The sequence below is a fragment of the Devosia honganensis genome, from assembly GCF_042648785.1.
Taxonomy (GTDB): Bacteria; Pseudomonadota; Alphaproteobacteria; order Rhizobiales; family Devosiaceae; genus Devosia; species Devosia honganensis.
Window position 1 is genome coordinate 160,657 of record NZ_JBHRYD010000013.1, and the last position, 21,989, is coordinate 182,645.

16 protein-coding genes are annotated in these 21,989 nt (G+C 65.1%); 11 read left to right on the forward strand and 5 right to left on the reverse strand.

Annotated elements, in window-relative coordinates; translation table 11 throughout:
• Window positions 1-322: 322 nt before the first annotated feature.
• A complete protein-coding gene (locus ACFOOL_RS13965; RefSeq protein WP_380097824.1) occupies window positions 323-4,027 on the reverse strand; it encodes a vitamin B12-dependent ribonucleotide reductase in 3,705 nt (1,234 codons plus the stop codon).
• A gap of 695 nt (window positions 4,028-4,722) precedes the next feature.
• Here ACFOOL_RS13965 and ACFOOL_RS13970 point away from each other — a divergent pair.
• On the forward strand, window positions 4,723-5,124 hold the full coding sequence (locus ACFOOL_RS13970) for an NADH:ubiquinone oxidoreductase subunit NDUFA12 (protein ID WP_449240192.1): 402 nt from the start codon (window positions 4,723-4,725) through the stop codon (window positions 5,122-5,124).
• A 49-nt stretch (window positions 5,125-5,173) separates the two neighbouring features.
• Window positions 5,174-5,560 (forward strand): DUF2155 domain-containing protein, encoded by a 387-nt coding sequence (locus ACFOOL_RS13975; protein WP_380097825.1) that lies wholly within the window; start codon window positions 5,174-5,176, stop codon window positions 5,558-5,560.
• Window positions 5,561-5,591: 31 nt separating this feature from the next.
• Here the strand turns inward: ACFOOL_RS13975 and ACFOOL_RS13980 are convergent, their stop codons facing one another.
• Complete coding sequence (locus ACFOOL_RS13980) at window positions 5,592-6,734, reverse strand: M23 family metallopeptidase (RefSeq protein ID WP_380097827.1); 1,143 nt, start codon at window positions 6,732-6,734, stop codon at window positions 5,592-5,594.
• A gap of 107 nt (window positions 6,735-6,841) precedes the next feature.
• The gene (locus ACFOOL_RS13985; RefSeq protein WP_380097829.1) at window positions 6,842-7,315 is read right to left on the reverse strand and encodes a peroxiredoxin; all 474 of its coding nucleotides are present in this window, start codon (window positions 7,313-7,315) and stop codon (window positions 6,842-6,844) included.
• A 233-nt stretch (window positions 7,316-7,548) separates the two neighbouring features.
• On the opposite strand from ACFOOL_RS13985, the gene ACFOOL_RS13990 reads away from it, so the two are divergent.
• Window positions 7,549-10,932: a YhdP family protein gene (locus ACFOOL_RS13990; RefSeq protein ID WP_380097830.1), complete on the forward strand. Its 3,384-nt coding sequence runs from the start codon at window positions 7,549-7,551 to the stop codon at window positions 10,930-10,932.
• Between the two features lie 45 nt (window positions 10,933-10,977).
• Here ACFOOL_RS13990 and tyrS read toward each other — a convergent pair whose 3' ends face one another.
• Complete coding sequence (gene tyrS, locus ACFOOL_RS13995) at window positions 10,978-12,222, reverse strand: tyrosine--tRNA ligase (RefSeq protein WP_380097832.1); 1,245 nt, start codon at window positions 12,220-12,222, stop codon at window positions 10,978-10,980.
• A gap of 146 nt (window positions 12,223-12,368) precedes the next feature.
• Window positions 12,369-13,031, reverse strand: a complete 663-nt coding sequence (locus ACFOOL_RS14000) for an alpha/beta hydrolase (RefSeq protein WP_380097834.1) — start codon at window positions 13,029-13,031, stop codon at window positions 12,369-12,371.
• Between the two features lie 283 nt (window positions 13,032-13,314).
• On the opposite strand from ACFOOL_RS14000, the gene ACFOOL_RS14005 reads away from it, so the two are divergent.
• From ACFOOL_RS14005 to aroA, 8 genes are all read left to right on the forward strand, one after another.
• Window positions 13,315-14,463, forward strand: a complete 1,149-nt coding sequence (locus tag ACFOOL_RS14005) for a cysteine desulfurase family protein (RefSeq protein ID WP_380097835.1) — start codon at window positions 13,315-13,317, stop codon at window positions 14,461-14,463.
• Between the two features lie 62 nt (window positions 14,464-14,525).
• Window positions 14,526-16,052 carry a Fe-S cluster assembly protein SufB gene (gene sufB, locus ACFOOL_RS14010; RefSeq protein ID WP_380097836.1) on the forward strand — a complete coding sequence of 509 codons (1,527 nt, stop codon included), beginning with the start codon at window positions 14,526-14,528 and terminating at the stop codon, window positions 16,050-16,052.
• A 128-nt stretch (window positions 16,053-16,180) separates the two neighbouring features.
• On the forward strand, window positions 16,181-16,942 hold the full coding sequence (gene sufC, locus ACFOOL_RS14015; RefSeq protein WP_380097838.1) for a Fe-S cluster assembly ATPase SufC: 762 nt from the start codon (window positions 16,181-16,183) through the stop codon (window positions 16,940-16,942).
• A 2-nt stretch (window positions 16,943-16,944) separates the two neighbouring features.
• The gene (sufD, locus tag ACFOOL_RS14020) at window positions 16,945-18,156 is read left to right on the forward strand and encodes a Fe-S cluster assembly protein SufD (RefSeq protein ID WP_380097839.1); all 1,212 of its coding nucleotides are present in this window, start codon (window positions 16,945-16,947) and stop codon (window positions 18,154-18,156) included.
• Window positions 18,157-18,218: 62 nt separating this feature from the next.
• The gene (locus ACFOOL_RS14025; RefSeq protein WP_380097840.1) at window positions 18,219-19,439 is read left to right on the forward strand and encodes a cysteine desulfurase; all 1,221 of its coding nucleotides are present in this window, start codon (window positions 18,219-18,221) and stop codon (window positions 19,437-19,439) included.
• Window positions 19,440-19,498: 59 nt separating this feature from the next.
• Window positions 19,499-19,843 (forward strand): SUF system Fe-S cluster assembly protein, encoded by a 345-nt coding sequence (locus ACFOOL_RS14030; RefSeq protein WP_380098017.1) that lies wholly within the window; start codon window positions 19,499-19,501, stop codon window positions 19,841-19,843.
• A 54-nt stretch (window positions 19,844-19,897) separates the two neighbouring features.
• Complete coding sequence (locus tag ACFOOL_RS14035; protein WP_380097841.1) at window positions 19,898-20,278, forward strand: HesB/IscA family protein; 381 nt, start codon at window positions 19,898-19,900, stop codon at window positions 20,276-20,278.
• 127 nt (window positions 20,279-20,405) lie between these two features.
• Window positions 20,406-21,674: a 3-phosphoshikimate 1-carboxyvinyltransferase gene (aroA, locus tag ACFOOL_RS14040; protein ID WP_380097842.1), complete on the forward strand. Its 1,269-nt coding sequence runs from the start codon at window positions 20,406-20,408 to the stop codon at window positions 21,672-21,674.
• Window positions 21,675-21,989: the final 315 nt, after the last annotated feature.

Below are 21,989 nucleotides of genomic sequence, written 5' to 3' on the forward strand. Positions count from 1 at the left end.
CCAAGTCTGTCGCCCAAGCGGGAGGGGCGGACCGACAGCTTTCAAGAAATTGAAAAGGTCGTTTGAACACAGAAATGGGGCGCCTAACTGACGTCCCGTTGCCAAAGCATTTAGCCGATATTTCTGGTTTCGTTGTCCGGCTCCATAGGATGATTTTCCTGTCCACCTCGTCAGCAAAGTTCATCATCGTCGAAAAGCAAAAGGCCCGGATTTCCGGATCTTTTTGAGTTGATGGAAAAGCTATCCGTTCGTGAATGGTAACGCATCCCCAAATAATGGAAATTCTATTGGGGGGGCACCTCACCTCACCAGGGGCCTTGTATCAGCTACAGCCGGTCGTCGTTCCGCACGTGTCGCATTTCAGGCAGGTGCCGTTCCGGACCATCGTGAAATTATGGCATTCGGTGCACTGGTCGCCGGTATAGCCCTTCATCTGCGCCTCGGCCCGCAGCAGGCTCGCGTCCCGGCTCGGCGGGGGCGCCGGGATGGGGCTGAGTTCGGCCGTGTTGAGCGCGGTCGGGGTGGGCTCGATCTTGAGCGCCGTGGCCGAACGCAGGGCGGTGACGGTCGAGGTCTGCATGGCGCTGACCGGCGGGCTGTCGACTTCAGCCCTGGGCACGAGCATGAGGGCGGAGTTCGCCGTCTTGCCGCGCGTCATGCCGCGGGAGACAAAGCGCTCAGCGGGCACCGGGGCGGGCGCTGGCGCATTGCGCGCGCCTTGCTCCTCGGCAACGCCCTTGCTGAGCGAAGTGGGGCTTTCCGGATTGACATGGGCGAGGTCGTTCCGGTCGAGATAGCTGACGGCCAGCTCGCGGAACACATAGTCCAGGATCGACGTCGCGTTCTTGATCCGGTCATTGCCCGCGACCATGCCGGCCGGCTCGAAGCGGGTGAAGGTGAAGGCCTCCACGAACTCCTCCAGCGGCACGCCATATTGCAGGCCGATCGAGATGGAGATGGCGAAATTGTTCATCATCGCCCGGAAGGCGGCGCCTTCCTTGTGCATGTCGATGAAGATCTCGCCCAGGCGCCCGTCCTCGTATTCGCCGGTATGCACATAGACCTTGTGGCCGCCCACGATGGCCTTTTGCGTATAGCCCTTGCGGCGGTCGGGCATCTTCTCGCGCTCGCGCATGCGCTCGACCACGCGCTCCATCACCTTCTCGACCACGCGCTCGGTACGCGCGGCGGCGGGCATGGCCGCAATGGTCTCGGCCACGTCCTCCTCGTCTTCGTCGTCGGCGGCGGCGAGCACGGAGGAATTGAGCGGCTGGGAGAGCTTGGAGCCGTCGCGATAGAGCGCATTGGCCTTCAGTGCCAGGCGCCAGGAGAGCATATAGGCGTTCTTGGCGTCCTCGACCGTCGCGTCGTTCGGCATGTTGATGGTCTTGGAGATGGCGCCCGAGATGAAGGGCTGCGCCGCCGCCATCATCAGGATGTGGGATTCCACCGACAGATAGCGCTTGCCGATCTTGCCGCAGGGGGTGGCGCAGTCGAAGACGGGCAGGTGTTCTTCCTTGAGGAAAGGCGCGCCTTCGAGCGTCATGGCGCCGCACACATGGATATTGGCGGCCTCGATGTCCTTCCTCGAAAAGCCCAGGAACGGCAGGAGTTCGAAGGAGAAATCGTTGAGCTGCTCGTCGGTGACGCCGAGCGACTTGAGGAAGTCGGTGCCTAGCGTCCACTGGTTGAAGACGAACTTGATGTCGAAGGCGGATTTCAGCGCCGCATTGAGCGCCTCGATCTTGTCGTCGGTAAAGCCCTTGGCGCGCAGGGTCGAGGGGTTGACGCCCGGGGCCTGGTTGAGATTGCCGTGCCCCACGGCATAGGCCTCGATTTCCGCGATCTGGTCCTCGCCATAGCCCAGCGTGCGCAGGGCAGGGGGCACGGCGCGGTTGATGATCTTGAAATAGCCGCCGCCGGCGAGCTTCTTGAACTTGACCAGCGCGAAGTCGGGCTCGATGCCGGTGGTGTCGCAATCCATGACGAGGCCGATCGTGCCGGTGGGCGCGATAACGGAAACCTGCGCGTTACGGAAGCCGTGCTTCTCGCCCAGCGCCAGCGCTTCGTCCCAGGCGCCCTTGGCGCGGGCCGAGAGATTGGCGTCCTGGAGATTGGCGTGATCGAGCGGGACCGGATTGATCGACAGGCCCTCATAGCCATCGGCATGGCCGTGGGCGGCATGGCGATGGTTGCGGATGACGCGCAGCATATGCTTGGAATTGCGCTTGTAATCCTTGAAGGGGCCGAGCTCCTTGGCCATTTCGGCCGAGGTGGCGTAGGAGATGCCGGTTAGGATGGCGGTGATGGCACCGGCGATGGCGCGGCCTTCGGCCGAGTCGTAGGGAATGCCGGAGGTCATCAGCAGGCCCCCGATATTGGCGTAGCCGATGCCCAGCGTCCGGTATTCGAACGAGCGTTCGGCGATGGCGCGCGAGGGGAACTGCGCCATCATCACCGAGATTTCCAGCACGATGGTCCACAGGCGCACCGTGTGCTCATAGGCGGCGGTGTCGAAGGAGCCGTCCTGGTTGCGATAGGGCAGCAGGTTGACCGAGCACAGATTGCAGGCCGTGTCGTCGAGGAACATGTATTCCGAGCACGGATTGGACGCCACGATCGGGCCGGCCGCCGGCGAGGTGTGCCACTCGTTGATGGTGGTGTGATACTGGATGCCCGGATCGGCCGAGGCCCAGGCCGCGTAACCGATCTGTTCCCAGAGGTCGCGGGCCTTCAGGGTCTTGGTGACGCCGCCGGTGATGCGCCCGATCAGGTTCCAGTCGCCGTCCTCCTCCACCGCATTGAGGAAATCGTCGGTGACGCGCACGGAATTGTTCGAGTTCTGGCCCGAAACCGTGAGATAGGCTTCCGAATCCCAGTCGGTGTCGTAGATCGGGAATTCGATGTCCTTGTAGCCCTGCCGGGCGAACTGGATGACGCGGAAGATGTAGTTTTCCGGCACCAGCGCCTTCTTGGCGGCGCGCACCTCGCGCTTGAGGGCCGGGTTCTTGGCCACGTCGAAGCAATCGTCGTCATTGCCTTCGCAATTGACGGCGGCCTTCATGATGGCCTTCAAATGCTTGGAGACGACCTTGGAGCCGGTGACCAGGGCGGCGACCTTCTGCTCCTCCTTCACCTTCCAGTTGATATATTGCTCGATATCGGGGTGGTCGATGTCGATCACCACCATCTTGGCGGCGCGGCGCGTGGTGCCGCCCGATTTGATGGCGCCGGCGGCGCGGTCGCCGATCTTCAAGAAGCTCATCAGGCCCGAGGACTTGCCCCCGCCCGAGAGCTTTTCGCCTTCGCCGCGCAGCTTGGAGAAATTGGTGCCGGTGCCCGAGCCGTACTTGAACAGGCGCGCTTCCCGGACCCACAAATCCATGATGCCGTTCTCGTTGACGAGGTCGTCGTCGACGGACTGGATGAAGCAGGCATGCGGCTGGGGATGCTCATAGGCCGATTTGGACTGGACCAGCTTGTGGGTGAATGGGTCGACGTAGAAATGCCCCTGGCCGGGGCCGTCGATGCCATAGGCCCAGTGCAGGCCGGTGTTGAACCATTGCGGGGAGTTGGGGGCGACGCGCTGGGTGGCGAGCATGAAGGCCAGTTCGTCGAAGAAGGCGCGGGCGTCCTCCTCCGAATCGAAATAGCCGCCCTTCCAGCCCCAATAGGTCCAGGTGCCGGCCAGGCGGTCGAATACCTGGCGGCTGTCCATTTCCGGTCCGTAGCGTTCCGCCTCGGGGAGCTTGGCGAGCGCCTTCTCGTCCGGCACCGAGCGCCAGAGCCAGGAAGGAACGTCGTTCTCCTCGACCTTTTTCAGCGCCCGGGCGACGCCCGCCTTGCGGAAATATTTCTGCGCGATGATGTCGGTGGCCACCTGCGACCAGTTGGCAGGCACGGCGATGTCGTCGAGCTTGAACACCACCGAGCCATCCGGATTGCGGATTTCGCTGGTGGCCGAACGGAACTCGATGGAGCCGTAGCGATCCTCATTGGCCTTCGTAAACCGGCGTTCGATGCGCATAGTCGTCGTATTCCCCAAGTGTTGGGCACGAGCGTGCCCGTCAGCCGCAACCGGCCTCTACCGTCTTCTGTCGTTGACGCTTTTACCAACCGGCGCCCGCGGGAGGGTGCGAGCTCCGAAATTTGCCCCGTGCCCCGATCCTGCAACGGTCTTGTGCCGCTGCCTGGTTTCGAGGTCGTGCCCGGCCCCGTCGAAGGGATGCCGGACCGTCGATGAGACTTCCCCGATTCAGCCGGCGCGTCAACGTCAGAAATCACAACACCTAGTGCCTCGGCGTTCTACCGAAACAAGGGATGGTATGGGTAATATGTGGATTATGGGGACAAATGGCAAGGAAAACAGCACGCTTGCGACGCGGATTTGAACGCCGGATGAGGTCCGGCGCGGACATTGTAGATTGCACCCGCACCCGCCTCTAAATCGCAGAGATTCAATGTGGTTCGACGCGCCGCCCGGCGTGGTTTACCGATGCTTCACCATAAGGCGAGGTGGCAGAATCAGGCACCGGCATTGGCTGTCAAGCGAACTATTTTAGACGGCTTTGTGACGATCGGGACCACCATATCTGGTGTCGCCATCCGCCGGACGCCGCCGGTCAATTCGTCGCCCCCCAAATCCTGGCGCGAGGTCTAGGTTCTGCCGGCGAGCCATGCTAAACCGCAGCCGAACGACGTCCAATTTCTCGGAATCGACCCGTGGCCCAATCCGGTATCAAGCAGTTTCTGTCCGAAATCTTCTCCTGGTGGGGTGGCAACACCTGGGGCACGCGCCTGTGGATCCGCCGCTTCGGCGACTATGTGGGCTCGGACGAGTTCGGTAATCGCTATTACCAGGACCGCAAGGCCAATCGCCGCTACGTCACCTATGCGGGCGGCTATGCCGACGCCTCCACCATCCCGCCGGGCTGGAACGGCTGGATACATCACCGCACCGATGTGGTGCCGGCCGAGGCCGGCTACGAGCCGTATTCCTGGGAATTGCCGCACCAGCCCAACCTGACCGGCTCCGCCGAGGCCTATCGCCCCGATGGCAGCCTGCTCAACAAGGGCGAGCGTCCGCGGGTGACCGGCGACTATCAGGCCTGGTCGCCTGAATAAGGGCGCGGTGGGCTTGTCCTTCCTCCGGCCGGCATGCTGGCGGTCGCTGTTGCTGGCCGCCATTCTCGCGCCTCTTGCCGCCATCTCCGCCCAGGCGCAGCCGATCGCCCATCCGGTGGCGACCTTTGCCGGGCTCGACAAGATCACCGGGCGCATCACGCGGTTCGACGTCTATATCGACGAGACGGTGCTGTTCGGTGCCCTCGAGATCACCCCGCGCGCCTGTTACGACCGCCCGGCCAGCGACACCCTGCAGCGTACCTCGGCTTTTCTCGAGGTGAACCAGCGCAGTCTGGATGGAGAAAGCCAGCGCATCTTCACCGGCTGGATGTTCGCCGACAGCCCGGCGCTCAGCGCCGTCGACCACGCCGTCTATGACGTCTGGCTGATCGAGTGCAAGACCTCGACCAATGTGCCGCCGCCCGATGAACGCTGATCCGGCCTGTTCGGAACCGGGGTAAGCCGATCTACCCCAGCATCGCCAGGATGCGCCTGCCGGCCTCGATGAAGGGCTTGGGGTCGAGGGGCTGGTCGGCGCGGCGCACTTCGAAATGCAGGTGCGGGCCGGTGGAGCGTCCCGTCGAGCCGACCCTTGCGATGGGGGTGCCGGTGCCGACCGCCTGGCCTTTGCGGGCGATATAGGCGCTCAGATGCGCATAGCGGGTCACGAGGCCGCTGTCATGGCGCACCTCCACCACCTTGCCATAGCCGGAGCGTTCGCCCACGAAGCTCACCACCCCGGCCGCGGCGCTCACCACCACCGTGCCGGACGGCGCCGCGAAGTCCAGCCCGGAATGGAAGGCCCGGCCGCCGGTAAAGGGGTCCTTGCGGTTGCCGAAACCCGAACTCTGGCGGAAATTGCCGCTGATGGGCATGTGCACCGGGGCCAGTTCCAGGCCGTCCCGCGCTGCCTTATAGCGCAGCAGCGCGTCCATCGCCGCATTGGCGTCTTCGATCATGGGCGAGCCTTCGGCCGTGTCGATCGCCGCCAGCAGGGGGCCGCCCACCCCGTCGAGGCCCTGTTCGGGCAGGTCCAGCCGGATGCCCAGCTTGCCCAGTTCGCTGACGATGCCCTCCGTCCGCTGCTCGGCTTCCGTGGCGATGCCGGTCATGGCCTGCTGGGTTTCGGCCATCATCAGGGCCACTGTTTCCGCTGTCGCCGCCACGTCCGGATTGCCTGAAGCGGTGGAAACGGCCCTCAGCTCGCCCTCGATGGCTGCCGAGGGGACAAGGGCCGCTATGCCGAGCTTGTCGGCCTTGTCCACCAGTGCCCGCACCAATTGGTGCTGTTCGAGCAATACCTCCTGCTGCTGGGACAGTTCCTGCAATTGCAGGTTGATGTCGCCGGCCTGGGCGTAATTGCGCGAATGCAGGCGGTCGATCTCCACCCGCATCTGCGCCAGCCGGTCCTCATAGGCGGCGACGACCATGTCGTTCCGCCCGCCCATCAGCCGGGAAATGTCGGGTGCCATCAGCAGGGCGGTCGCGGTCAAGGCATTGGCGCCCAGCAACAGGGCGAACATGCCGTAGAACAGGCCCGGATGGACGCCCCGCCGCACGGAGCGCTGCTCCCGGCGGTCCCGGGCGCCGAAACTGGCAGACTGACTCAACGCAACATCCCCGCCGCACCGATCATGGTTACCCGATTATGTCCCGGCTTGGTTAAGGAAAGCCGAAAAGGCGGGCGGGCCGGTTGTCCGGCGGGCGCTGGCCGGCGCTATGCGAGCACCTCGTCCAGCGCCTGCAGCATCTTGGCCGCATGCCCCTTGATGCGGGTGGCGCGCACGATGCGGGCGATGCGGCCCTCGGCGTCGATGACGAAGCTGGTGCGCACCAGCCCCATGAATTCGCGCCCATAGAGCTTTTTCAGTTGCCACAGGCCGAATGCCTCGATGGTCCGGCGCTCCGGATCGGCGCCCAGCGGCACGGTGAGCCCGTATTTGGCGCGGAATTTACGGTGGCTGTCGATGTCGTCGGGCGAGATGCCCACCAGCACGGCGCCCCGCGCCGCGAATTCCGGCGCGAGCGCGGAAAATTCCTTGTTCTCGTCCACGCAGCCGCCCGAATCGTCCTGGGGATAGAAATACAATACCGCCGGGCGCCCCTTCAGCGCGGCGGGGCTTATCGTGGTGCCGTCGTCGCGGGCCAGCGTGAAATCGGGCGCCGGATCGCCGGGTTTGAGATGGGTCATTCGAAAGCTCCAGTGCAGTGGGGATGAATAGAGGCTGTCGGCGCCACATTCCAGCCGGTATCATCCGCCAATGGACCGCCCAAGTGGATGATTCTGTGGGGGAAGGGCCTGGGGTGCGGGTCGCCCCCGGCGTGGCAGATTTGAGCGAAGCGACACTTTCAGCAGAACCAGCGCCGTCGCCAGCGCCCTCGAAACGGCCGCCCGCGCGACACGCCGCGAAAATCGTCGTCTGGTTGCTCGGCATTCCCTGCGCCCTCCTGGTCCTGCTCTATCTTGTCCTGCTGGTGACGCCCATCCGTTTGCCCTTCACCGGCCCTGCGATCCGCAATCTCGTGCAGACCTTCGTTCCGGAAACCGCCGAACTGGAAATGGGCGACATGGCGCTGGCGCTCGAGCGCGGCATCTGGCCGGTTCTGCGCTTCGCGCCGGTCGAGTTCACCGACAGCAAGACGGGCGCCCATATCGCCATCGAAGCGCTCGAGATCGGGTTCTCGCCGGCCCGGGCGCTGTTCGGCCAGCCGGGAACCACCGTCACCGTGGTCGGCCCGCATGTGCAGATCGTCCAGGATCTTTACGGTCCGCGCATCGGTACGCTCGAGATCGAGGAGGCGGACGGCGTGCCCGCGACGGTTCGGGTGCTGGAGGGCGACGAGGCCTATCCCGGCGTCGAGATTTCCGCCTCCGGCATCGCCTTCGGCACCGATGCCGCGCCCCCGATGCGCTCCGACAACGACTGGCTGATCTACAATCTCGAGGCTGGCGAAGCCGCGCTGGCCGAGCTTGTCGAGCAGACCGCCCAGGGGCGCTTCTCGCGCCTCGTGGTGCGCGACGGCCACGTCGATATCGCCGACCCGGTCTATGGCCTGTTCCGGCAATTCGAGGCCGTCGCGCTCGAAATCGGCACGGTGCCGGGCGGGCGGCGCACGGTGGGCGAGTTCAGCGCCCTGATCGGCGGGCGCACCATGATCGGTTCCATCGAGCGTTCCATCGATGAGGACGGCACGCGCCGGCTCCAGGCCGATGCCACCAATCTCGATTTTTCCGCCTTCCTGCCCTTTATCGATAACAGCGACAGCATGGCGGCGATGCGCGGCGCCGGCGCGGTATCGGTGGACGTCACCTTCACGCCCGATGCGGGCAAGATCATCGGCGGGGCGTTCAAGCTCGACCTCACCGGCCTCGACCTGCGCTTGGCCGACGACTATTTCCCCGTCGCCAGTTCCATTCTCGACATTTCCTGGCGGCCCGAAGCGGGGCAGTTCGTGCTGTCCGAAGGCGCCTTGCAGATCGGGCAGAGCCGTGCCCGGGTTGCCGGCGTCTTCGCCATGGGGCTCGATCCCGATTTCGGCCCCACCATCGGCATGTCGCTCCATGCGCGGGACGTCGCCATCCATCCCAACGACATGGAGGCCCCCGAAACGCCTTTCGATACCGTGGAGTTTTCCGGCTGGTCGGCGCCGCTCTACGGCGCGGTGGGCATAGACCGGTTCGTCGCGCGCAAGCAAGATGCGGTGGTCGAAACCGTGGGGCGCCTCGACCTGCTGCAATCGGGCCTGGGGCTTTCCATGACGGTGGCTGGACACGGGGTGAGCGCCGACGACGTCAAGCGCATCTGGCCCTATGTGATGGGCAGGGAAAGCCGTGAATGGTTCGTCGCCAACGTCACCGACGGCCGGGTCAAGAGCGGCCGGCTGCGGTTCGATTTCCCCGTCGGCACGCTGAGCCTTTCGGGCGAGGACAAACCCTTGCCCGAGGATTCCATGCAGATCGAGATCGTCGGTGAGGGCGTGGCGGTCAAGCCGACCGAGGCCATGCCCCCCATCGTCATCGCCGGCGATACGCGCCTGCGGCTGGACGATGCGAACTTCTCCGTCTCCGGGGGCGGCGGCACCATCGAGACCGCCGCCGGCACCGTCAGCGTCGCCAATCCGGGCCTGGTCATGGACAATTCCGTGCCCTCCGAAAGCATCGTCGAGATTTCCGGCGACCTCAGCGCGCCGATTCCGGCTTTGCTGGCCCTGGTCGAGGAGCAGCAGCCGGACGCGCTGGGCGGAGTCGAATTGCCGGTCGACCTGGAAAGCCTCACCGGCACTGTCGATCTGGGGCTGGTGGCGACCATCGCGCTGGGGGACGAGGCGACCGGGCGGCCGGTGCACGTCGATTACGTGGCCAATGGCAAGGTGCGGGATTTTGCCAGCAGCCAGCCGATCGAGAACCGCCGGATCGAGAACGGCCAGCTATCCTTTTCCGTCTCCCAGAACGGCTATCTGCTGGGCGGCACCGCCGAGGTCGATGGCATGGAGGCGGAAATCTCCGTCGAGGGAACGCCCCAGGGCGAGCCGGTGGTCCGGCTGGCCTCCACCGTCGCCGTCGCCGATCTGGCCGCCATGGGCTTCGATGCCTCCGAATTCCTCAGCGGTCGGGTGCGCTTCATGGCCCAGCCCCTGGCGGAGGGGGCGATGCGGATATCGGTGGACTTGCAGGAGGCCGGGCTCGATATCCGCGATCTGGGCATCGCCAAGCGGGCCGGGGTCCCCGGAACGCTCAGTGCCATCGTCCGGCCGGACGGCGAGGTGACGCATCTGGAGGACGTGGCGCTCGCCTTCGGCACGGTGCGCCTCAACGGGCGGATCGACTACCACGCCGTCAACGGCCTTGTCGGCGCCGATTTCGGCACCTTCCAGCTCAGCCAGGGGGATAGCGCCTCGGTCAGCCTGGCGCCGATCCAGGGCGGCTATGCGGTGCGCATCCGCGGCGCCCAGCTCGACCTGAAACCGGTGCTCAGCCGCTTCTTCAGTCTGGGGCAGGGGAGCGGGGGCGTGCAATCGACCCAGCTCGACGCGGCCATCGCCCTCGATGTCCGGCTGGATCGGGCCATCGGCTATTACGCCACCACCGCCTTCAATCTCGAGCTCGACCTGGCGCTGCGCGGCATGGATCTCAGCCGGGCTACCCTGTCGGCCCAGTTCGGCGAGGGCAACGCCATTTCCATCGCCACCAATCCCGCGCCAAATGGCCGCACGCTTTCGGTGGCCTTCAACGATGCGGGCACGGTGCTGCGCCTGCTTGGCATCTATTCCCAGCTCGCCGGCGGCACGGGCAGCCTGGTCATGACCACCGACCGCACCCGCAATGTGGAGGCGGGCCAGCTCGTCATGCGCGATTTCGCCATCGTGGACGAGGAGAACGTCATCCAGGTGCTGGGCAATCACTCCGATTCGCGCAGTGCCATCGCCGCCGCCAACCGGCTGGATTTCTCCGCCGGCCAGGTGGATTTCCTGCGCCGCAGCGATCGGGTCGAGGTGACCGACGCGGTGCTGGCCGGCAGCAGCGTCGGCGGCACGCTGCGCGGCTTCATCTATACCGACCGCCGCCAATACGACCTGACCGGCACCTATGTGCCGCTGTTCGGCCTCAACAATATCTTCCAGCAGATCCCGCTGCTGGGGCCGCTCTTGGGCGGGCGCGACGGCGAGGGGCTGGTGGGCGTCACCTTCGCCGTGCGCGGCCCGCTCGATCAGCCGCAATTCCTCGTCAACCCGCTCTCGCTGCTGGCCCCCGGCGTGTTCCGGGAGCTGTTCGAATTCCGCTCCCGCGAATTGCCGCCCGGCCAATAAAAAGGGCGCCCCGCGGGACGCCCTTCTTGATCCGGTCACTGCAGCTTAGACCGGCTTGAGCAGCGCGTGGCGCTTCCGGCCCACCGAGAGCTTGATCACCCCCTCGGGCAACAGGGCGTTTTCCCCCAGGCTCAGCCGATCGTCCGCCACGGCGGCGTCGTTCAGCTTCACCGCGCCCGAGGCGATATGGCGGCGCGCCTCGCCATTGGAAGCGGCCAGCCCCGCCAGCACCAGCGCGTTGAGGATGCCGATGCCGGCATTGAGCTCGGCACGGGTCACCTCGGCGGTGGGCAGGGAGAGGTCGATGGCGCCCGCCTCGAACGTCGCCCGCGCCGTTTCGGCAGCTTCTTCGGCCGCCGCCCGTCCGTGCACCATGGCGGCGACTTCCGTTGCGAGGCGCTTCTTGGCCTCGTTGATGTCGCCGGCCACGACCCGCGCGATCTCGTCGAGCGGCAGCGTGGTGAAGAGCTTCATGAAGCGCTCGACATCCGCGTCCTCGGTGTTGCGCCAATATTGCCAGAAATCATAGACGCTCATCATGTCGGCGTTGAGCCACATTGCGCCGCCCAGAGACTTGCCCATCTTCTGGCCGGATGCGGTGGTGAGCAGCGGCGAGGTCAGCGCGTAGAACTGCTTGCCCAGCATGCGGTGGCCGAGGTCGATGCCGTTGATGATGTTGCCCCACTGGTCCGAGCCGCCCATCTGCAGCACGCAGCCATAGCGCTTGTTCAGCTCGACGAAGTCGTAGGCCTGCAGGATCATGTAGTTGAATTCGAGGAAGCTCAGCGACTGCTCGCGGTCGATGCGCGTTTTCACCGAGTCGAAGCTCAGCATGCGGTTGACCGAGAAGTGCTGGCCCACATCGCGCAGGAACTCGACATAGTTGAGGCCCAGCAGCCAGTCGGCATTATTGGCCATGATGCCATTGCCGCCGGCGTCCTCGAACTGGAGGAAATTGGCGAATTTTGCCTTGATGCCCTCGATATTGGCCTTGATGCCTTCGACGCCGAGGAGCTTGCGCGCCTCGTCCTTGAAGCTCGGATCGCCGATCATGCCGGTGCCGCCGCCCATCAGGGCGATGGGACGGTGACCGGTGGCCTGCAGCCAGTGCAGCATCATGATCTGCGTCAGATGCCCCACATGCAGGCTAGCGGCAGTCGGGTCGTAGCCGATATAGGCCGTGATCTGGCCTTCCGAGGCCAGCTTGTCGAGGCCTTCGGGATCGGAGATCTGGTGGATGTAACCGCGCTCATCGAGCGTGCGCAGGAATTCGGATTTGAACTTGGTCATTTGCGATCCAGATGTCACCCCAACCACAAGGTCATTCCCGCCAAAGCGGGAATCTCTGTTTTAGGGCGCCGGTATTGAAACGGAGGTCCCCGCTTTCGCGGGGATGACGCCGCAAGTGGATATGATCGCCTCGCTGCGCCCCGAACCTAGCGCCCGCCGCCGTCCGCGATCTCCTGACGGCGACGGTCGAGATATTCGGCGCAGGCCGATGTCAGCTCGTCCACCTTGCCCTCGAAGAAGTGGTTGGCTCCCTCCACGATCTGCTGCTCGATGGTGATGCCCTTTTGCGTCTTGAGCTTGTCCACCAGCTTCTGCACCGAGGCGGGCGGCGCCACCCGGTCGCGATCGCCATGGATGATCAGGCCCGAGGAGGGGCAGGGGGCGAGGAAAGAGAAATCGTAGAGGTTTTCCGGCGGCGCCACTGAGATGAAGCCCTCCACCTCCGGCCGGCGCATCAGCAGTTGCATGCCGATCCAGGCGCCGAAGGAGAAGCCGGCGATCCAGCAGCCGCGCGACTCGCGGTTGATGATCTGCAGCCAGTCCAGCGCTGCCGCCGCATCGCTCAATTCGCCGATGCCGTGGTCGAATACGCCCTGGCTGCGGCCCACGCCGCGCGAATTGAAGCGCAGCACGGCAAAGCCGCGCTCGGCGAACATGTAGAACAGATTATAGACGATCTGGTTGTTCATCGTTCCGCCGAACTGCGGATGCGGGTGCAGCACGATGGCGATGGGAGCGTTGGGCTCCTTGCCCGGCTGATAGCGGCCTTCAAGGCGCCCTTCGGGGCCGTTGAAAATGACTTCTGGCATGGGTTTTTCTTCCGGCCTTTTCCGGCTCTGTCACATTGGTATTTCGGTGCTGCGGAAACGGTCAGGCGCGGCTTGACTAAGCGCCGGTCGCTCCCTAAAACATGGGCCGAAAACCAGTTTAGAATGGTTCAAAACGCGGTTTTGGCCGCCTCGCGGCCAGTGGTGCGCCCCTTGTAATGAGGTTGGGCGTGAAATTTCAAGACGTGTTTGGTTGCTGAGGCGTGCGAGCGTCCCGCGGCTGGCATGGAAGCTATGCAGGACATGCATGCGCCTGGAAGGCACAATGACGAGACCGGCGATCTATCTGGATCATAATGCCGCGTCCCCGCTTCGTCCAGAAGCGCGGTCGGCGCTGCTTGCCGCGCTCGAATTGCCGGGCAACCCGTCTTCCGTTCACGGCCATGGCCGCGCCCTGCGGGAGGTCGTGGAGACCGGCCGCCGGCAGGTCGCCCGACTGGCCGGCGCGGAAAGCCGCCAGGTGGTGTTCACCGCCTCGGCCACCGAGGCGATCACCCAGGCGATCGTCGCCGGCGCGACAGCCTTCGATGCCGGCGCGGTCGTGGCCAGCGCCGGCGAGCATGCCGCGGCGCTCAAGGCCGCCGAAGCCACCGGCCTGCCGGTCTGGACGCTGCCGCTCGATGGGGATGGCCGCATCGACGTCGAGGCGCTGGCCGCGGCGCTCGCCCGTGCCGATGCCGAAGGCATTTCCCTGCTGGTGGCGGTGCATTGGGTGAACAACGAGACCGGCGTGATCCAGCCCATGGGCCGCATCGGTGCCCTGGTCGGCCCGACGCGCCACACCCTTTTCGTCGATGCCGTGCAGGCTCTGGGCCGGCTGCCTCTGGATTTTGCCGCCTCGGCACCCGACATGATGGCGGTGAGCGGCCACAAGATCGGCGCTCCGGCGGGCGTCGGCGCGCTGCTGGTCAAGGGCCATGCCGATATCGTGCGGCTCATTCCCGGCGGCGGGCAGGAGCAGGGCCGGCGCGGCGGAACGGAGGCGGCGGCGCTGATCGCGGCCTTCGGTGCGGCTGCCGAGGCCGCTGCGGATGACGATATGTCCGCCCTGGCAGCCCTGGTGCGCCGGGTGGAGACCGCCCTGCGGACGCTGGCGCCCGACGTGGTGATTTTCGGCGAGCGCGCCGAGCGGGTCGGCAATGTGAGCAATTTCGCGGTGCCCGGCCTGCCCAGCGCCACCGCCATGATGGGGCTGGACCTGATGGGCCTGTCGATATCGTCGGGCTCGGCCTGTTCGTCCGGCAAGGTTGCGGCAAGCCATGTCCTTGCCGCCATGGGCGTGCCGGCCGGTCTTGCCGGTTGCGCGCTCAGGGTCAGCTTCGGCTGGAATTCGTTGCCTGCGGACGCCGACGCGTTCATTGCAGGTTTTGAGAAATTTCATTCCCGCCTGAAGCGGGAAGGAACGGCGGCCTAGCCGCGTCTGTCTATTCGTTCGCGGCGGCCTTGAACCGCCGAAGGACATAAAGGAGAAGCTCTATGGCGGATTACGATATTCCGACCCTCAAGGAAGAGATCGACCGGGAAACCGTCGAGCAGGTTCTGGCGCTCGACGTCGACAAGTACAAATACGGCTTCGAGACCGATATCGAAACCGAAGTGGCGCCCGTCGGCCTCGATGAGGATACCATCCGCTTCATCTCCGCCAAGAAGGACGAGCCCGAATGGATGCTGGAATGGCGTCTGGACGCGTTCCGCCGCTGGCAGACCATGGACGAGCCCACCTGGGCCAAGGTGCACTATCCCAAGATCGACTTCCAGGCGATCAGCTACTATGCGGCGCCCAAGGCGTTCACGGGTCCCAAGAGCCTCGACGAGGTCGATCCCGAACTGCTGCGCACCTATGAGAAGCTGGGCATTCCGCTGAAGGAACAGGCGATTCTCGCCGGCGTCGAGGGCGCCGCGGAAATGGACAGCCCCTATTCGGGCAATGTCGCCGTGGACGCGGTCTTCGACTCCGTTTCGGTGGTCACCACCTTCCGCGAGGAACTGGCCAAGGTCGGCATCATCTTCTGCTCGATCTCCGAAGCGGTGCGCGAGCATCCGGAACTGGTGAAGAAATATCTCGGCTCGGTGGTCCCGGTCACCGACAACTACTACGCCACGCTCAATTCGGCGGTCTTCACCGACGGGTCCTTCGTCTATATCCCCAAGGGCGTCCGCTGCCCGATGGAGCTGTCGACCTATTTCCGCATCAACGAGAAGAACACCGGCCAGTTCGAGCGCACGCTGATCATCGCCGAGGATGACTCCTATGTGAGCTATCTGGAAGGTTGCACCGCGCCGACCCGCGACGAGAATCAGCTTCACGCCGCCGTGGTGGAACTGGTGGCGCTCGACAATGCCGAGATCAAATATTCCACCGTCCAGAACTGGTATCCCGGCGACAAGGACGGCAAGGGCGGCATCTATAATTTCGTCACCAAGCGCGGCGACTGCCGTGGCGTCAATTCCAAGATCTCCTGGACCCAGGTGGAAACCGGCTCGGCCATCACCTGGAAATATCCTAGCTGCATTCTGCGCGGCGACGGTTCGGTGGGCGAGTTCTATTCCATCGCCATCTCGAACGGCTACCAGCAGATCGACAGCGGCACCAAGATGATCCATCTGGGCAAGAACACCTCCAGCCGCATCGTCTCGAAGGGTATCGCCGCCGGTTTCTCGGACAATACCTATCGCGGCCAGGTCTCGGCCCATGCGAAGGCGAAGAACGCGCGCAACTTCACCCAGTGCGACAGCCTGCTGATCGGCGACAAGTGCGGGGCCCATACCGTGCCCTATATCGAGAGCCGAAACGGCACGGCCGTGTTCGAGCACGAGGCGACCACCTCCAAGATTTCCGACGACCAGATGTTCTATTGCCGCCAGCGCGGCCTCTCCGAGGAGGAGGCGGTGGCGCTGATCGTCAACGGCTTCGTGCGCGAAGTGCTCCAGCACCTGCCCATGGAATTCATGGTGGAATCGCAAAAGCTGATCGCCATCAGCCTCGAAGGCAGCGTGGGCTAGAGGCCGAGCCGCTTCGCACAGATCTCGTGGCTCCCTCCCGCTTCTGCCTCCGGGGCAGAGGTCGCCCGCAGGGCGGGTGAGGGGGCCTTCAACCAAACCGGCGACTGACTGGCGCCATGGAGAACAACATGACCACTCCCGTTCTTGAAATCCGCAATCTGCATGCCCGTATCGAGGAGCGCGAAATCCTCAAGGGTGTGAACCTCGTCATTCCGCCGGGCGAGGTCCATGCCGTCATGGGCCGCAACGGCTCGGGCAAGTCCACCCTGTCCTATGTGCTTGCCGGCAAGGAGGACTACGAGGTCACCGAGGGCGAGATCCTGCTCAATGGCGAGAACATTCTCGAGATGGAGCCCGACGAGCGCGCCGTGGCCGGCCTGTTCCTGGCGTTCCAGTATCCCATCGAGATTCCCGGCGTCGCCACCATGACCTTCCTCAAGGCCGCCATCAACGCGCAGCGCAAGGCGCGCGGGGAAGAGGAGATCACCACGCCCGAATTCATGAAGGCCATGAAGGAGGCGGGCGCGCAGCTCAATATCGACAGCGCCATGCTGCGGCGGCCGCTCAATGTCGGTTTCTCGGGCGGCGAGAAGAAGCGCGCCGAGATCATGCAGATGGCGCTGCTGAAGCCCGCTCTCGCCGTGCTCGACGAGACCGACTCCGGCCTCGACATCGATGCGCTGCAGGTGGTGTCCAAGGGCGTCAACGCCCTGCGCGACGGGCAGCGCTCCATGCTGATCATCACCCACTACCAGCGTCTGCTGAACCATATCGTGCCCGACAAGGTGCATGTGTTCTCCGATGGCCGGATCGTGGAGAGCGGCGACAAGGACCTGGCCTTGAAGCTCGAAGCCGAAGGCTATGCCGATTACGACGGTGAGGCGGCCTGACCATGCGCCAGACTTTTCCCGTTCGCCTCGGTGCTGCCGAGGAAGCCCTGATCGCCCAGCTCAAGGCCGCCGGCGCCGATGCCGCCGCCGAGCGCGTCACCGTGGCCGGCCTGCCCACGCGCCGCGTCGAGAGCTATCACTACACCGACCTCAAGACGCTGCTGCGGGCCATTCCGCCGCTGGCGCAGCCGGCCAATGAGGCCAGCGCCCCGGCGCTGCGCGTTCCCGGCGCCTACAATCTGATGATCGCCAACGGCGTGGTGCAGAATGCCTCCACCGCCCCTGCCGGCGTCATCGTCGGCAAGACCGCCGGCGGCGTGCTCACCACCCGCGACGACATGCTGGTGCATGTCAATGGCGGGCTGGCCAGGGAGGCTCTCACCCTCACGCTCGAGGGCAGCGTCGACCCGGTCGTGCAGATCGAGCGCCGCATCGAGGGCGAGGCCGCCCATGTGGCCGATGCGCTGAAGATCTTCGTGGCCGATGGCGCCACCGCCACCGTGCTCGAAACCTTCTCGGGCTCCGATGCCGCCCATGTGGGCAACCACGCCACCTATCTGGCCCTGGGCAAAAATGCCGTGGTAACCCATATCACCGTCGATCTCAGCGCCCGCGGCGTGTCGCATTTCGCCACCAACGAGTATCACCTCGCCGATGGCGCCAGGCTGCGTACCCTGATCATCCATGCCGGCGCCGGCCTTGCGCGCACCCAGCTTTTCCCCACCATGAGCGGGGCGGGAGCGCATGCTGATCTGACCGGCCTCAACCTGGTGTCCGACGGCCAGCACCTGGACATCACCATGGAGGCCAATCACGCGGTGCCCCATACGACCTCCCAGCCGCTGTTCAAGTCGATCACCCGCGGCCGCTCCAAGTCGATCGTGCAGGGCAAGCTGGTCGTGGCGCGCGATGCGCAGAAGACCGATGCGAAGTTCATGCATCAGGGGCTGATGCTCTCGGACGAAGCGGAAATCCTTTCCAAGCCGGAGCTGGAAATCTATGCCGACGACGTGGTGTGCGGCCATGGCTCGACCTGCGGCAAGCTCGACGAGGACAGCCTGTTCTACCTGCTCAGCCGCGGCATCCCCAAGGCCGAGGCCGAGACCATGCTGGTGCGCGGCTTCATCGCCGAGCTGGTCGATCCGGTCGAGGACGAGGCCCTCTCCGAAGCGCTCCAGGGCGTCATCGACGGCTGGCTCCTGAGCGGGAACTGACATCGCTTCCCTCCCTCCCCCTACAAGGGGGGAGGGATCAACCGTCCGCAACCAGTGGTAAAATGACCTTCGACCTTCAAAAAGTCCGTGCCGATTTCCCCATCCTGTCCGAGCGGATTCACGGCCAGCCTCTGGTCTATCTGGATAGCGGCGCCTCGGCGCAGAAGCCGGTTCAGGTGCTGGACCGCATGGAGCGCGGTTTCCGGCACGAATACGCCAATGTGCATCGGGGCCTGCACACGCTCGCCAACCGCGCCACCGAGGGCTATGAGGCCGGCCGGGAGAGCGTGCGGCGGTTCCTCAATGCCGGCCGCAGCGAGGAGATCGTCTTCACCAAATCGGCCACCGAGGCGATCAATCTGGTGGCGTCCGCCTTCGCCGGCCCGCGCATCGGGGCGGGCGACGAGATCGTCATCACGATCATGGAGCACCACTCCAACATCGTGCCCTGGCATTTGCTGCGCGAGCGCCAGGGTGCGGTCATCCGCTGGATCGACGTGGACGCGGACGGCGTTCTCGACCTCGACGCCTATGAGCGCTCGCTGGGCGAGCGCACCCGCCTCGTCGCCCTCACCCATATGTCTAACGTTCTGGGCACCATCAACCCGGTCAGGGAGATGATCGCCATCGCCCATGCGCGGGGCATTCCGGTCCTGGTCGACGGTTCCCAGGCCGCCGTGCACATTCCGGTGGACGTGCGCGACCTCGACGCCGATTTCTACATCATGACCGGCCACAAGCTCTACGGCCCGACCGGCATCGGCGTGCTTTACGGCAAATACGATCTCCTGGCCGAGATGCAGCCCTATCAGGGCGGCGGCGAGATGATCGAGACCGTGACGCTCGACGGCGTCACCTATAACGAGCCGCCGCACCGCTTCGAGGCCGGCACCCCGCCCATCGTGCAGGCCATGGGGCTGGGCACCGCGCTCGACTACATGGAAAGCCTCGGCCGCGAGGCCATCACCGCCCATGAGCACGAGGTCGCCGCCTATGCCCAGGAGCGCTTGTCCGGGATCAATTCGCTGCGCCTGATCGGCACCGCGCCGGGCAAGGGCGGCATCTTCTCCTTCGCGCTGGCGGGCGTCCATGCCCACGACATCGCCACCATTCTCGACCGCTACGGCATCGCCGTGCGCGCCGGGACCCATTGCGCCCAGCCCCTGCTCGAGCGGTTCGGGGTCACCTCTACCTGCCGCGCCTCCTTCGCCCTATATAATGGCAAGGACGACGTCGACGCGCTGGTGGACGGCATCGAGCGCGCCCGCAAGTTTTTCGCCTGAGGAAGGTCGCCATGAGCCAGGATAGCAACCAGGATACCGCCGCTTCCGCCGATACGCGGATGACGCAGAATCTGCCCTCCGGACTGCCCGAGGCCGAGGTCGAGCGCATCACCGCCGATCTCATCGGCGCGCTGAAGACGGTCTACGATCCGGAAATTCCGGTCGATATCTACGAGCTGGGCCTCATCTACCGGGTCGATCTCGACGACGACCGCAACCTCGTCATCGACATGACGCTGACCGCGCCCGGCTGTCCCGTCGCCGGCGAGATGCCCGGCTGGGTGGAGAACGCCGCCCGCGGCGTCGAGGGCATCCAGGACGTCACCGTCAACATGGTTTTCGATCCGCCCTGGGACGCCTCGCGCATGAGCGAGGAGGCCCAGGTCGCGCTGAATTGGTGGTAATCCGCAGCGTTTCGCCCTATATATCGTGAAACGCCGATAAAGCTGGACCGCCCGATGCCCTTCAAGATCATGACCCTGACCGATGCCGCCGCTGGGCGCATCACCGAGATCATCGAGGATTCCGACAAGCCCGTCATCGGCTTGCGCGTCGGCATCAGGAATGCCGGCTGCGCCGGTGTGTCCTACACCATGGACTACGTGACCGAGCCGATTCCGGGCGACGATCATATCTCCGAGCGGGGCGTCGACGTCTGGATCGATCCCAAGGCGACCATGTATCTGCTCGGCACGGTCATGGATTTTGAGGAATCCCGGATGGGATCCAGCTTCACCTTCAAGAATCCCAACCAGACCGGCGCCTGCGGCTGCGGCGAGAGCATCACCCTCAAGCCCGCCGACCTCAAAGCCATCGCCGAGGCCAGGGCAGGGGCCTGACACTGCGCTGGGCGCGGTTCCCACCCCTCTCCCCCGCGGGGTGAGGCGGCCTTTCCATGCGCTCGACGCCCACCGACGATCTCTCCGGTTGCCAATAAATCCCCGCTCATGCATTGATCCCCCTGCCATGTCCAATGCTCTCCCCCCCGCCTACACCATCGTCCCGCCCGGTCGCCCGCTTGCCGGCCGCGTCGCCCCGCCCGGCAGCAAGTCGATCACCAATCGCGTGCTGCTGCTCGCTGCCCTGGCCGAGGGCACCAGCCATCTCACCGGTGCCCTGAAAAGCAAGGACACGGTGCTGATGGCCCGCGCCCTTGGGCAAATGGGCGTCACGGTCGAGGAGCCCGACGCGACGTCGTTCCGCGTCACCGGCACCGGCCGGCTCGCCGCTCCCCCGGCGCCGCTCTTTCTCGGCAATGCCGGCACCGCCACCCGCTTCCTCACCGCCGCCGTGGCCACTATCGAGGGCACGGTGATCGTCGATGGCGACGAGGACATGCGCCTGCGCCCGATCAAGCCGCTGGTCGACGCTCTCAACGCCCTGGGCATCGCCGCCGATGCTCCCTCGGGCTGCCCGCCGGTCACCATTCGCGGCAATGGTCGCTTCGGCAAGGGCAGGGTGGAGGTCGATGCTTCGCTCTCCAGCCAGTATGTCTCGGCGCTGCTCATGGCTGCGCCCTTCGGCGACGGCCCCGTAGAGATCGCCCTGGCCGGCAAGGATATCGGCGCGCGCGGCTATGTCGACCTGACCCTGGCCGCCATGCGGGCCTTCGGCGCGTCCGTGGCCGAAACCGGCGACGGCGCCTGGCTGGTGCAGCCGACCGGCTACCGCGCCACCGATTTCCACATCGAGCCCGACGCTTCCGCCGCCACCTATCTCTGGGGCATCGAGGCACTGACCGGCGGTCATATCGATCTCGGCATCGCCGCCGATGCATTCACCCAGCCCGATGCGGCCTCCCGGGCCCTCATCGCGCAATTTCCCGACATGCCGGCGGTCATTGACGGCAGCCAGATGCAGGACGCCGTGCCGACCATGGCCGTCGTCGCCGCCTTCAACGATCGCCCGGTGCGCTTCGTCGGCATCGCCAATCTGCGCGTCAAGGAAACCGACCGCATCCGCGCCGTCGCCAACGAGCTCAATCGCATCCGTCCCGGCCTTGCCCGCGAGGAAGGCGACGATCTTGTCGTCGTGGCCGATCCCGGCCTGTCCGGCCAGACCCTGCCGGCACGGATAAGAACCTATCACGATCACCGTATCGCCATGAGCTTCGCCCTTGCCGGCCTGCGCATCGGCGGCATAACCATCCTCGATCCCGCCTGCACCGGAAAGACCTATCCGGACTACTGGGACATGCTCGCGGGGCTGGGCGTCGACCTCGTGCCGGCAGAATAAACCGGCTATTGTCAGGCCTGAATCGTTGCCTTTGCGCCCCTCCCCCTTGGGGTGCAGGGGAATTGCATATGAGCCTGACGGCGCAATGGCCGCTGTCGTGTTCCCCTCCCCCTTGAGGGGGGAGGGGTTAGGGGTGGGGGTTCCGCACCATCGATTTTCTCGATGAATTGATCGGACTCCCGGACAATCCCGAACCCCCCTGGCCCAGCCATTCGAGCATAGCTCTCATGGCCTTCTCACCTTCAATCGCTCCACCGGAGCGATTGACCCTACGGGACAGTTCGAAGCCCTCAAGGGGGAGGGAGGCGAAGGGGC

Coding starts and splice junctions, on each gene's coding strand:
- ACFOOL_RS13965 (WP_380097824.1), bottom strand. CDS start 4,027: ATGCGCATCGAACGCCGGTTTACGAAGGCCAATGAGGATCGCTACGGC.
- ACFOOL_RS13985 (WP_380097829.1), bottom strand. CDS start 7,315: ATGACCCATCTCAAACCCGGCGATCCGGCGCCCGATTTCACGCTGGCC.
- tyrS (WP_380097832.1), bottom strand. CDS start 12,222: ATGACCAAGTTCAAATCCGAATTCCTGCGCACGCTCGATGAGCGCGGT.
- ACFOOL_RS14000 (WP_380097834.1), bottom strand. CDS start 13,031: ATGCCAGAAGTCATTTTCAACGGCCCCGAAGGGCGCCTTGAAGGCCGC.
- ACFOOL_RS14005 (WP_380097835.1), top strand. CDS start 13,315: ATGACGAGACCGGCGATCTATCTGGATCATAATGCCGCGTCCCCGCTT.
- sufB (WP_380097836.1), top strand. CDS start 14,526: ATGGCGGATTACGATATTCCGACCCTCAAGGAAGAGATCGACCGGGAA.
- sufC (WP_380097838.1), top strand. CDS start 16,181: ATGACCACTCCCGTTCTTGAAATCCGCAATCTGCATGCCCGTATCGAG.
- sufD (WP_380097839.1), top strand. CDS start 16,945: ATGCGCCAGACTTTTCCCGTTCGCCTCGGTGCTGCCGAGGAAGCCCTG.
- ACFOOL_RS14025 (WP_380097840.1), top strand. CDS start 18,219: ATGACCTTCGACCTTCAAAAAGTCCGTGCCGATTTCCCCATCCTGTCC.
- ACFOOL_RS14030 (WP_380098017.1), top strand. CDS start 19,499: ATGACGCAGAATCTGCCCTCCGGACTGCCCGAGGCCGAGGTCGAGCGC.
- ACFOOL_RS14035 (WP_380097841.1), top strand. CDS start 19,898: ATGCCCTTCAAGATCATGACCCTGACCGATGCCGCCGCTGGGCGCATC.
- aroA (WP_380097842.1), top strand. CDS start 20,406: ATGTCCAATGCTCTCCCCCCCGCCTACACCATCGTCCCGCCCGGTCGC.